Origin of the sequence: Megamonas funiformis, from assembly GCF_010669225.1 — a bacterium.
Classification (GTDB): domain Bacteria; phylum Bacillota; class Negativicutes; order Selenomonadales; family Selenomonadaceae; genus Megamonas; species Megamonas funiformis.
On record NZ_CP048627.1, the window covers coordinates 268,730 to 282,215 of the forward strand.

The 13,486-nt window shown below is 31.8% G+C and carries 9 protein-coding genes; 2 read left to right on the forward strand and 7 right to left on the reverse strand.

Annotation, left to right across the window (positions count from 1 at the left end; translation table 11 throughout):
* The first annotated feature begins 45 nt into the window (after window positions 1–45).
* Window positions 46–1,197: a lactaldehyde reductase gene (gene fucO, locus GXM21_RS01235; RefSeq protein WP_008539073.1), complete on the forward strand. Its 1,152-nt coding sequence runs from the start codon at window positions 46–48 to the stop codon at window positions 1,195–1,197.
* Window positions 1,198–1,277: 80 nt separating this feature from the next.
* Here the strand turns inward: fucO and GXM21_RS01240 are convergent, their stop codons facing one another.
* Both GXM21_RS01240 and GXM21_RS01245 read right to left on the reverse strand, forming a co-directional pair.
* Window positions 1,278–2,894 (reverse strand): potassium/proton antiporter, encoded by a 1,617-nt coding sequence (locus GXM21_RS01240; RefSeq protein ID WP_008539071.1) that lies wholly within the window; start codon window positions 2,892–2,894, stop codon window positions 1,278–1,280.
* A 120-nt stretch (window positions 2,895–3,014) separates the two neighbouring features.
* On the reverse strand, window positions 3,015–4,910 hold the full coding sequence (locus tag GXM21_RS01245; protein WP_008539070.1) for a fructose-bisphosphatase class III: 1,896 nt from the start codon (window positions 4,908–4,910) through the stop codon (window positions 3,015–3,017).
* Between the two features lie 183 nt (window positions 4,911–5,093).
* Between GXM21_RS01245 and GXM21_RS01250 the strand changes: the two genes are divergently transcribed.
* Window positions 5,094–6,350, forward strand: coding sequence for an LCP family glycopolymer transferase (locus GXM21_RS01250; protein ID WP_008539069.1), 1,257 nt, complete (start codon window positions 5,094–5,096; stop codon window positions 6,348–6,350).
* A gap of 47 nt (window positions 6,351–6,397) precedes the next feature.
* On the opposite strand, the gene GXM21_RS01255 is transcribed toward GXM21_RS01250, so the two are convergent.
* The 5 genes from GXM21_RS01255 to GXM21_RS01280 all read right to left on the reverse strand — a co-directional run bounded on the left by GXM21_RS01255 (window position 6,398) and on the right by GXM21_RS01280 (window position 13,274).
* Window positions 6,398–6,610: a DUF2905 domain-containing protein gene (locus tag GXM21_RS01255; RefSeq protein ID WP_008539068.1), complete on the reverse strand. Its 213-nt coding sequence runs from the start codon at window positions 6,608–6,610 to the stop codon at window positions 6,398–6,400.
* 24 nt (window positions 6,611–6,634) lie between these two features.
* On the reverse strand, window positions 6,635–9,025 hold the full coding sequence (gene gyrA / locus GXM21_RS01260) for a DNA gyrase subunit A (protein WP_050900429.1): 2,391 nt from the start codon (window positions 9,023–9,025) through the stop codon (window positions 6,635–6,637).
* Window positions 9,026–9,264: 239 nt separating this feature from the next.
* Entirely contained in the window at window positions 9,265–10,875 is a 1,611-nt protein-coding gene (locus tag GXM21_RS12990) for a Ppx/GppA phosphatase family protein (RefSeq protein ID WP_008539066.1), read from the reverse strand.
* Between the two features lie 453 nt (window positions 10,876–11,328).
* Entirely contained in the window at window positions 11,329–12,093 is a 765-nt protein-coding gene (locus GXM21_RS01275; RefSeq protein WP_008539065.1) for a TSUP family transporter, read from the reverse strand.
* Window positions 12,094–12,254: 161 nt separating this feature from the next.
* Complete coding sequence (locus tag GXM21_RS01280) at window positions 12,255–13,274, reverse strand: pyridoxal-phosphate dependent enzyme (RefSeq protein WP_008539063.1); 1,020 nt, start codon at window positions 13,272–13,274, stop codon at window positions 12,255–12,257.
* Window positions 13,275–13,486 lie beyond the last annotated feature (212 nt).

The window sequence follows — 13,486 nt, forward strand, 5'->3', positions numbered from 1 at the left end:
AAAAAAAGAACAATTAAATCATATATTATAAATGGAGGCATTTAAATGATTTGTAGAACAATATTAAATGAAACATCTTATTTTGGTAAAGGAGCAATAAAAGAGATTGCAAATGAAGTAATTAATCGTGGCTTGAAAAAAGTTATGTTAGTTACAGATAAAGATTTACTTAAATTCAAAGTAGCTACAAAAGTATGTGATATTTTAGATGAAGCAAAAATAGATTATGAAATTTACGATAAAATAAAAGCTAATCCTACAATCAAAAATGTTACTGAAGGCGTGGATTTTTGTAAACAATGTGGTGCTGATGTAATTGTTGCTGTAGGTGGCGGTAGTGCTATTGATACAAGTAAAGCAATTGCTATCATTATGAAAAATCCAGAATTTGCTGATGTTAGAAGTCTAGAAGGTGCTTCACCAACTAAACATAAAGCAATGCCAATTATTGCCGTATCCACAACATCTGGTACAGCAGCAGAAGTAACTATCAATTATGTAATTACTGATGAAGAAAAAAATCGTAAATTTGTTTGTGCTGACCCACATGATATTCCAGTAGTGGCAATTATCGATCCAGATATGACTGCATCTATGCCACCAAAACTCTGTGCAGCAACAGGAATGGACGCACTTGTTCATGCTATCGAAGGTTATATCACTAAAGGTGCATGGGAATTAACAGATATGATGCATATAAAAGCTATTGAAATCATAGCTCGTTCTTTAAGAGATTCTGTTAAAGGTGATCCAGAAGGTAGAGCACAAATGGCTTTAGGTCAATATATTGCAGGAATGGGATTTTCTAATGTTGGCTTAGGTATAGTACATTCTATGGCTCATCCATTGAGTGCAGTATATGATATTCCACATGGTGTAGCTTGTGCTATTTTATTAACACCAGTATTAAAATTTAATGCGCCATCAACAGCAGATAAATATCGTGATATCGCAGTAGCTATGGGCGTAAAAAATACAGAAGATATGAGTATTGAACAGGCTCGTCAGGCTTGTATTGAAGCTGTAGAAAAATTGAGTGTAGATGTGGGAATTCCTCAGAAATTGACTCAATTAGGTGTAAAAGAAGAAGACCTTCAATTTTTATCTGAATCTGCTTTTGTTGATGCTTGTACACCAGGAAATCCAAGAGATGTAAGTGTAGAAGCTATTAAAGAAATTTATAAATCTATCATGTAATAAAATTTAAATTAAAAAAGATAGTTATAGGACTAAATTTTGTCTTATAACTATCTTTTTATTTTATATTTGATTTTAATTTAAGCTAAATGAAAAAGATTTTTTTGAGAGAAAACTACAAGCGTATCTTTTTCTTCTAGAATAGTATCGCCATCAGGTATGATATCTACGCCGTTTCGTTGAATTAAAACAACAAGTGAATCTTTTTTGATATCAATATCACGAAGTTTTTTGCCAATGAATTCATTATTAGAATCAATATTTATTTCATTTAAAGTGATATTATCATTGCCCTGATAGGTTTTAGCACAAATGATGAGTGTGTCTCCATCGCGCAAGAATGTATCACCTTTTGGCGTTATAGTAGCTCCTTTTCTCAAGATAGCAGCAATCAATGTACCTGGAATAGAGCCGATATCGCGAATTTGTTTATTAATCCATGGGTGTGAATTATTTAATTCTAAACAAGTGAAATGGATATTATTTTCATCAGTATAATCGTTAAAAGTTTTTAATACATTTTCATGTTCATCAATCATATTTAGATGTTTTGAAGCAGATGGTAATAAAGCACCTTGGAATAATAAAGATAAAAGTACAACACAGAAAACTATGGAGAAAATAGAATCATCAGCATAATTTGGTGATACGACAGCGACAATTGCAAAAACGATGGAGGCAGCTCCGCGAAGACCAGCCCATGACATGATTAATTGTTGATTTAAAGGAGCTTTAAATGGAGATAATAATATTGCCATGGTTATAGGTCTAGCGATGAATGTAAGGAAAATAGCAATAAACAAAGCAGGGACAAAATAATATGGTAATTTTGAAGGAAATACTAATAAACCTAATAAGAAGAAGATGAGCATTTGCATCATGCCATTAAAAGCATCGAAGAAATTTACGAGATTTTTCTTTTTCGGGATATTTTGATTGCCTAAGATGATACCTGCGATATAAGTGCTTAAATAACCATTGCCATCAACTAGAGATGGGAGAGCATAAGCAGCTAAGGCAATGGCAACTAAGAATATAGAGTCAAAACCATTTTCGCCGAATTGAACATTTTTTAATATCCAAGAAGCGATAAAAGCTAAGATGACACCGATGATAATTCCATAAGCAAATTGAGCAAAAATTAAATAGGAGATATCAAAGAAGTTTAAGCTACTGCCAATGCTAGTTAATAAAATTATGGTTAGCATATAAGCACAAGGGTCATTACTACCACTTTCAATTTCTAGCATAGGAGCAGTACTGTATTTTAGATTTAATTTTTGTGAACGCAAAATAGAAAAGACAGAAGCTGCATCAGTAGAGCTAAGTACAGCACCAATTAATAATCCCTCAAGAGGGGGTAAACCTAATACTAAATGACAAAAAATACCAGTGAGTGCAGCTGTGATAAATACGCCCAAAGTACTCAGTAAAACAGCTTGTTTAGCTATAGGACGAGCAGTTTTCCATTTTGTACCAAAGCCACCGTAAAACATGATGAAAATGAGAGCGGCAGAACAGATTTTTTCAGCAAGAGAATAATCTTCAAAATGAATTTGAAATAAACCATCAGAGCCGAAGAGCATACCAAGACCAATAAAAAATAAAAGTGTAGGCACGCCAAAGCGAGTAGATAATTTACTTCCAATTACGCAAGCAATTAAGATAATTGCACTGATTAAAAGAAATAAAGTCATAAGTATAATCTATCCTTTTCATTATATTTATATATATAAATTATCTCAAATAATTATGAAGATGTCAAAAAAGGCAACTTATTTTTACTATTTAAATAAAATAAGTTGCCTTTTTTACAATTAAGCTTGTTCAGGAATTAAACCATTTTGATAAGCGAGCATTAAATGGTAGATATCATTTATTTGACATTGGATTTCTTCACCTAAATCAGTATCGGCAGTTGAAGAATGATAATTTTGTAATTCTAAAGTACAAGAAACGGACTCAATGTCTTGGTTGGCTTTTAAAGACTCTTTGATATTAGCACATGATTGATGTTCTAAAAGACGTAAACCACGTGAATTAGAAATTAGCGTATAACCAGCAATTCCTGTTTTTTTATGATAAGCTTTACAAAAACCACCATCGATGATAATTAATTTTCCATTTGCTTTTACAGGACTTTCTCCTTCTTTTACTTTTACAGGAACATGACCATTGATTATATGTCCACGTTTTGTTTTTAAGGAAAATTCTTCAAGTATCATATCGCAGATTTTTTCATCATTGCAATATTTATAATATGCATCAGAAGGTTCAATCCATGTATCCGTATCTTCAATAAACATACGTTCAAATGTTTTAAATTCTCTACCAGAAAATGGTGAATATCTGCCACACCAGAAATAATACATTAAGTCGATATTTTTTTGTTCATATAGACCAAGATATGCTTGGCGAATAGTTTTATCAACGAAATCTAAATAATTTTTTCCAGAATAATATTTATTATTTAGATGAATACGCATAAAGCTACCATCATCATTTAGAGGTATACAACCGTGATAAAGTAAATTGTTATTATATGCTTTATAGACGCTACCTTTTTGGTAAAGAAAATCAATATGTTTGCGCAAGCGTACACTATCTAAAAATGCTGATTTTATATCAGATAAGACTTCAGCTTCTTCTAAAGATAATTCATAAGGATTTTGAGGATTTATTGTAGGGAAGGACGGACTTTTTATTGGATAAGATATATTATTTATTTTTATATGTTTAGAGGAGTAATCTATTTTATCTAATAAAAGACGACTATCCATTTGAAAATCTGGATTGCGTTTGATGAGTTGTCCTTCTAATTTAAATAAAATTATAGAGATAGTGCGTTGCATAGCGATTAATAGCGTTTTATTAGGATAGAGTTTACTAGCTAATGAAGATAGCGAGCGAAGGCTGATAGCATATCCTTTTTCTAAAACGGCAGTATTATTATAAGATAAACAGTTTCGTACTATTGTCGCTATACAAGCTTCATTACCACACATTGCACCCATCCATAAGATATCATGATTGCCCCATTGAATATCTACAGAATGATGTTGGCGTAGCATATCTATGATAGAGTCAGGTCGTTGTCCTCGGTCATAAATATCGCCGACGATATGCAAATGAGCAACAGCTAGTTTTTTGATGAACTTTGTAAAAGCAATGATAAAATCTGTACCACTATTAATATTGATTAAAGTGTTTAAGATAGTATTGAAATATACCTCTTGGAAAGTATCATCATTTGGTCTAGCTGTGAGCAATTCAAGAATGATGGTTTCATATCCTTTAGGCAGTAAATTTTTTAATTCTGATTGAGGATATTTATAAGACATCAATCTTGATAGACGCAATAAATAGATGAGATTTTGAGAATACCATTGAGTAGTGATTAATTTTTGTTTTTTTAAATTGAGTATTTTTTCTTTAGGATAATAAATTAAAGTACAAAATTCAGCTTTTTGTGAGGTGGACATTTCTTCAGAAAATAAATAATCTACTTTTTCTTTGATAACACCAGAGCAATTATTGAGAATATGGAAGAAAGATTCATATTCACCATGTAAATCACTCATAAAATGTTCTGTTGGTCGAGCTAAGTTTAAAATAGCTTTTAAGCGAATTAGCTCAGTTACAACAGATTGACGATTAGGGTATTTTTCTGACAATAAATAAAGATATTTGTATTTTTGTTTATTCTTATCCACAACAATACTCCTTTTTATAAGATGTGATATTAGTATTATATAATATTTTTATTTTTATGAAAATAAAGTTTTTTTAGTATACGTTTACTAAAATAGAGAAATAACAATTGCGGAATAATTGATAAAATCTTATAATAGAATAGTTAATATTTAAATGAATTTGAATAATGTGAGGGATAATAATTGGGAAATGGAGATAAAAAAAATAAAAGCAGTTATGTAAAATATATCTTGATATTAGTAGTTGTTTTTATTTTATCTGGTATGGTAGGAGCTTTTTTTGCTAATGCGTTAGTTGATAATAAACCAGATTATAATGAAGATGATAAAAAAGGTATGTTAGTTGCAAACGATAAGGCTACTGTAATGATTATGGGGGTAGATGAGCGCGCTGATGATGTGGGGAGAAGCGATACCTTAATGATAGCGACATTAGACCCGGATAAAAATCAAGCAGCATTATTATCTGTACCTCGTGATACGCGTGTAAAAATAAAAGGTCATGGCTTTGATAAGATTAATGCAGCTTATGCCTATGGTGGTAGAAAATTAACTCAAGAAACCATTGAAAGTTTATTAAATACACATATTGATCATTATATAAAAATTAATGTACATGGTTTTACTAAAATTATTGATGCTTTAGGCGGTATTGATATTGATGTAGAAAAACGCATGTATTATGAAGACCCATGGGATGATGATGGCGGTTTATATATTGACCTTCAGCCAGGTATGCAACATATGGACGGCAAGACTGCGATAACATATGTACGCTATCGTGATGAGGAGGGCGATATTGGTCGTATCAAACGTCAACAGAATTTCATGAAAGCAGTAATGGACAAATTAGTATCTCCAACAATTATTCCTAAATTGCCAGCTATTGTATCTGCTGTTTCTGATTCAGTGGAAACTGATATGTCAGTTAGTGAAATATTATCTTTCTTGGGAACACTTCAAGATGCAAAAGATAATGGATTAAAATCAGAAATGTTACCAGGTAAACCAGTATATATAGAAGGTATTAGTTATTGGGTACCAGATATCAGTAAGACAAGACAGATTTTAGCAAATACATTAGGCATAAAAATCAATCAATCAATTACAACATCTATTCATGAAGATAATATAGAATATGAAGAATCTATTCCTGATAATGCTGTAGAAGTAACAGAAAAAGAACGCATAAAAAGAGAAATTGCACAGGAACGTGAAGAAAGATTGCAACGACTTCGTGAAGAACAAGAAAAATCTACAAAACGATTTAAATCTGAAGTAGATGAAGAACGTCCACGAACAAATAGTAATCGAGAAAAAGTAGAAACTAGAGAAGAAACTCCAGTGGAAGATAATACAACAAAACAAAAAGAACCTGTGCCACAAACACCAACAAGAGATGTCCCAGCTATAGATATGAATACTACAGGTAAATCATAAATAAAAAATACCGCAAATAGGATAAAAACTATTTGCGGTATTTTTAGTTAACGAAATAATAAATTTAAGATTAATGTTAAGATAATACTAATTAAAATAGAACTACCTAAAGGAAAATAAACGCCCCAATTATTACCTTCCCATTTAAAATCAAATGGTAATTTACCTAGAGGTAATAATTTTCCACCAAAATGGATTAATAGACCGATAATAACAAGAGCAATTCCTATATAGATGAGTATTTTTCCCATATCATACATAGCAAAATCCTTTTGTCTTATAAATTATTTATCGTCTTCTTTGATTTCAAAAGCAGCAAGAGCAGCTACTTTATCATTATTATCCATATTCATCATTTTTACGCCTTGAGTATTTCTGCCAATTACAGAAACTTCTTCAATATTTGAGCGAATGACGATACCTTCAGTAGAAATGAGCATGAATTCTTGTTGGCTATCTACAACTTTAATGCCAATTACAAAACCAGTTTTTTCAGTGACTTTGATATTGATAAGACCAATGCCACCGCGAGTTTGTGTGCGATATTCAGAAGTTGCAGTACGTTTGCCAAAACCATGTTCAGTAACAGTTAAGACTTCGCAATCATCACGGATATTGTCCATGCCAATTACTGTATCTTCACCTTTTAATTTTATGCCAATGACACCGCGAGCAGTTCTACCCATAGGACGAACATCTTGTTCATTGAAGCAAATAGACATACCATCACGAGTACCGATGATGATTTGGCGATTGCCATCAGTGAGTTTTACACCGATTAATTCATCATTTTCTTTTAAAGAAAGTGCGATAAGACCTGTCTTTTTGCGATTAGTATCAAATTCGCTAAGACCTGTCTTTTTAACGATACCATGACGAGTAGCCATAAATAAATATCTATCTTTAGAGAATTCCTTAATAGGAATGATAGCTGTGATAGTTTCTTCTTTTGCTAATGGTAAAAGATTTACAATGGCTGTGCCTTTTGCAGTCCTACCGGATTCAGGAATTTCATATCCTTTTAATTGATATACAAGTCCCTTATTAGTAAAGAATAAGATTGTATTGTGTGTAGATGTGATAATCATATTTTCAACATAATCTTCTTCTTTTGTACCCATGCCAGTAACGCCACGACCACCGCGTTTTTGATTGCGGTACGTAGTTACAGGGATACGTTTGATATAGTTATTATGTGTTAAAGTGATTACTACATCTTCTTCAGCAATTAAATCTGCGATATCTACATCAGAACTATCATCTGTGATTTGAGTGCGACGAGCATCGCCGAATTTAGCTTTAACAGCAGAAAGTTCTTCTTTAATGATATCTAAGATTTTTTGTTCATCTGCTAAGATATTTTGTAAATCAGAGATATAATCTAAGATTTCAAGATATTCATTTTCGATTTTTTCGCGTTCAAGACCAGTTAAACGTTGTAATCTCAAATCTAAGATAGCTTGAGCTTGTTTTTCAGTAAGAGTATAGTCGCTCATTAAAACTTCTTTAGCGCTATCGCCATTTTTAGAATCACGAATAGTTTTAATGATTGGGTCTAAATGGTCAAGTGCAATAGTTAAGCCTTCTAAGATATGAGCACGAGCTTGAGCTTTTGTGAGTTCATACTGTGTACGACGGCGAATAACATCTTCTTGATGTTTGATATAGTAATGTAAAACTTGTTTTAAGTTGAGAATGCGAGGTCTGCCATCAACTAAAGCAAGCATAATTACACCGAAAGTTTCTTGTAATTGAGTATGTTGATATAATTGATTTAAAATAACTTCTGGATTTGCATCACGGCGTAAATCAATTACAATACTCATACCATTGCGGTCTGATTCGTCATTTAAATCGGTAATACCATCAATTGTTTTATCACGAACAAGTTCAGCAATGCGTTCTACAAGACGAGCTTTATTTACTTGATATGGTAATTCAGTTACAGTGATACGTGGTTTACCATTTGGCAAAGTAGTAATTTCTGTGCAAGCACGCATTTTTACTGCACCGCGACCTGTTTTATAAGCAGAAATAATGCCATCACGACCCATAATCATTGCTCCAGTAGGGAAATCTGGACCTTTGATAGTTTGCATTAATTCTTCAACAGTAATTTCAGGGTTATCAATCATCTGTAAAACGCCATCAATTACTTCGTTTAAATTATGTGGTGGTATATTAGTTGCCATACCAACGGCAATACCAGAAGAACCATTTACTAAAAGATTTGGTATTTTAGATGGTAATACAGATGGTTCTTGTAGGGATTCATCATAGTTTGGTGTGAAATCCACTGTTTTTTTATCGATATCTTGGAGCATTAATTCTGCAATTTTTGACATGCGAACTTCTGTATAACGCATAGCAGCAGCAGAATCGCCATCAATAGAACCAAAGTTTCCATGACCATCAGCCAATACATAACGACAAGAGAAATCTTGAGCCATACGAACAATAGCATCATAAACGGAACTATCACCATGTGGATGATATTTACCTAGTACTTCCCCGACGATACGAGCAGATTTTTTATATGGTTTATTAGAGCCCATACCAGCTTCTTGCATAGCATACAAAATACGGCGATGAACTGGTTTTAAACCATCACGTACATCAGGTAACGCACGCATAACAATTACACTCATAGCATAATCGATATATGAGTTTTTCATTTCATCTTCAAGATTTACAGGGAGAATTTTTCCTGTATTTATAGTTTCTGTCACATTCTCACCTCAATTTTAATCTACGGTCAAAATATGACCGAAATAACAAATTACGACAATCATCTTAACTAATATATTTTATCATTTTTAGCGAAAAAAGTCTATGATATAAGGCTTTAGGGCTATATTAGATAAAAAAATCAGTTGTTAAATAATGAATGTTAGAAAACAACTGATAAAAATTTTTATAAATTTTTTAATGCTTCTTTATAACGAGAAGAAACTCTACGGGAGTCTCTTATTTTTTGACAAGTCATTTTAAAAACATCTTTAGATAGAGATTTTGTTTGCAAAAAATTTAAGCCTTTGTCTGGATAAAAAGTAAAATATTTACTAAAAGCCCATGCTTTAGCCATATTTACACTATAGGAAATATCTTTTGTGTTATAGACTAATTGAAGTGCATTGTCAGCAAAATCTTTTGTCAAGTAATAGTCTAATAACATCACGATGGCAAAACGCAATTCATATTCATTAGGGCTGTTTAAATAATTTTTTATAAAAGATAGATATAAATCTTTATCTTTAGTTTTTAATTGGAAACTAGCGCAAAAACTATCGCAAATAGACCAATTATTTATCTTAGGTAAGAAATTTTGAATTAATTTTTGTTTTGCATTTATATCAATAGGAGCATAAGCAATGACAAAGCCTTCAAGCATGATTTGCTCAAAATATTCATTTGTATTTTGATTTAAAAATTCTTGCCAATTATTTTTTACTAGGTCTTTAGCAATTTTTCGCAATTGTGGTAAACGTATACCGATAATTTTTATATTTTCTCTATCAATATTTTTAGGCAATAATTTTTGTACAAATTGAGCATAATTTTTATCTTGATAGGAGAATAATATTTGTAAAATATCGTTATTTTTTTGCATAAAAAAATAACCTTCGATTACATGAGTATATAAAAATCCTTCACGCATACCAGCATCTTTATAAGTTATTGCTGTAGCATGGATTAGTTTAGCGATTTCGTTAGCTATGACCATGCCAGAAATAATAGTATGCAAACGGTCAGGTACAGTTTTTAATAAAGTTGTGATATCTTTATCTGTTAATTTATGCCCACGTGTGAAATGAGAAATCATTTCAGGAATTTTGTCAGCAGGTATAGTTTCATTTATATCATCTTGAGCGTACATTTCGTTATATAAAGCTCTAGCTCCTTTACATGTACCGCCAATACCACAGATTTCAGCATGGGAAATATCTTTGAATTCAGGTGCTGTATCAATAATAGCATGAACTTCTTTTATCATTTGTGCGATTTCTTCTTCGCTAGGTAAAAAGTCAGTCGCATATTTTGTATGGAGAGCTAAAGAGCCAATAGGCAAGCTGGTTTTTTGGATAATTTTATTGTCAGCAAAACGAATGAGTTCTGTACTAGCACCGCCGATATCAATGATAAAACCATCATGATAATCAAGTTCATGTGTAGCAGCGATAAAATCATAAGTTGCTTCTTCATCACCAGAGATGATATGCAAATCAATACCAGTGCGAGCAATGATTTCAGCGACAGATTCTTTACTATTTTGAGCATTGCGGAGTGCAGCTGTAGTAAAAGCACTTACATTTTCAATATTAAAAGAAGTCAAGAAGGATTTAAAACTGTTTAAAATCTCGCAAGCTTTATCAATACCAGCTTGTTCCATGACATTATCCTTGACATAACTTGCTAAACCTACAGTATATTTGCGTTTATGAATAAGATTTAACTTATTATCCAAGATTTCATAAATAGCCATACGAATAGTAGTAGAACCAATGTCAATAACTGCATATAACATAAAAATATACCCTCCCAAAAGTTAGTATTCATTTTTCTTTTAAATAAAAGAAAAACGAATCAAAAAGAAAATATACCCGCAATATTGATTTTACTTTGACAAAGATAAAACTATGTCTACAACGCTCTAAACTCGCTTCGCTCAAACAGTAGGACTAAAACCGTATCCATAGTTTTATCTTTGTCAATAGCTTTCAGCTACCGTAAAAGTCTGCTAATGCGGGAAAGTTTGGTATTATATTAATAACACGTAATATTATTTTCCGCATTATAAATTTTTAGTGGTAACCTTTAGGTTATTGAAAATAATTGTCGCTGAATACGGTTTTAGTATGAATGTTTGAGCGAAGCGAGTTTCTAAGCGTTGTATGAAGCGAAAATTATTTTCAAAGCTAAAAATTTATCTGCGGTGATTTCTTTGGTTCGTTTCTTTGTCACCAAAGAAATGAACAACTTATTTGAATAAATCAATTACTTGTTTTCCGATTAATACGATGGACATGATGATAAATAAGGTTTTTACGTATGTAGCACCTTTGGCAATGGCCATGCGAGCTCCGCAGAAGGCTCCAACCATCATGGCAAGTCCCATAGGAATGGCGTAGGCAAAATCGACAATGCCAGAGCTGATGAAAAATAATGCACCAGCGATATTACTAGCAAAGTTTAAGCCACGAGCATTAGCAGCAGCACCGATAAAATCAAAACCTATCCAAAGGAAGGCAAATAATAAGAATGTGCCAGTACCAGGGCCAAAAAATCCATCATAAAAGCCAAAAATAAATGCAGCAATAGCGCTTAGTATCCACATTTTTTGACTCATACCATTAAATGTAGCGACTTGACCAAATTCTTTTTTTGTCAAAGTATAGATAGTTACAGCTACAAGTAAAATGATAATTAAGGGACGAAGAAAGTCAGAAGGAATTAATTTTAAAATACTAGCACCACAGATTGAGCCAATGAAAGAAAGTGGTAGTAAATATTTTATAGTAGAAAAATCTACTCTACCAGAGCGAACAAAAGAGGCAAAACCAATTGTAGCACCCATAGAAGCAGACACTTTATTCGTAGCTATAGCTGTAACGGGAGGCATGCCAGTAAATAAAAGTGCAGGTAAAGAAATAAGACCACCACCGCCAACTACAGTATCGATAAAAGCTGCGATAAATCCAGTAACAATTAGAAATAAACACATATAGATATTAATATCTTCCATCAAAACATCCTTTCTAAAAATAAATTTAATTTGAGTTAATTAATAATATATTTTATCATAAATTTTTAGGGATAAAAGATATATAGTAAGTTATTTTTGATGATGATGGATATGTTGATAAAAAAAGTCAGTTTTAGCTTTTACTAAAACTGACTTTTATTTTAATCTTTATTACTAGAAGTATTGATACCAGCACCAGTTATTGGAATGATAACACGGTAATTATCTGGTTTTCCTTTTTTGAAATATTTTAAAGCACCAGCAACGGAAGCAGCAGCAGTTGGTTCAATATAGATACCTTTTCTACCTACTTGATGTTGAGCTTCGATAATTTCTTCATCATCTACAGTGAGGACTTCACCATTGCTACGAGTAATTGCCATGAGCATTTCTTTTAAACGCATTGGTTTTTCTACACGTATGGAATCAGCTATAGTATAACCAACTTTGGAACCTTTACGTTTTTTCTTGAATGCATTATATAAAGGACAGCAATTTTCACTTTGAACAGCGATGAATTTTGGTAAACGACCAATTTCTTCGAATCCATAATAAAGACCGAGAAGCATTGTACCATTACCAACAGGAAGGAAAATATATTCAGGTACATGGTCATTTAATTGATGGTAAATTTCATAAGCTAGAGATTTTATTCCTTCAAAGAATAAAGGATTATAGACATGAGAAGCATAATATGTTTTAGATTTTGTAGCTTCTTTTTGAGCTGTTTTGGCTGCAGTATCACGATTACCAATAACAAGGCGAATTTGAGCACCAAAAGTTTCAATTTGTTTTAATTTTCCTTCAGCTATATTTTCAGGTACATAAGCAGTACATTTCATATTTGCCGCAGCTGCGTAAGCTGCTATAGCAGAAGCTGCATTTCCTGAAGAATCTTCAATTATGTGTTTTATGCCTAGATTTTTTAGTATGCTAATCATTGTCTTGGCACCACGGGCTTTGAAAGAACCTGTTGGATTTAAGTTTTCCATTTTAAAGAAAAACTCTTGTTTACCAAATTTTATAGGTATAAGCGGTGTTTCAATTTCTCCAATAGAAACTTCTGGTGTTATAGGATCAGTGTTATTTTTATATAATCTAAATAAACCACCACAAGAACAATGGTAAGAAATTGAATTTAATGGATATTCTTTTTTACATTTTTCACAATAAAAATGCATACTAATCATCTCCTAGAAATATTTTTGTAACATAAAATGGGAAATTATTCCTTTGTAGATTTAAGGAAATATTAAAAAATATATTAATATTTAATAAATTAACGAGCGTTATATGTAGGTTATAATTAGATTATTAAGTATATAAATATATATTCTATAGAATAAAATATTTTTCCTTTTAAAATTTTAAATAATGATGAATTTATTAAAAA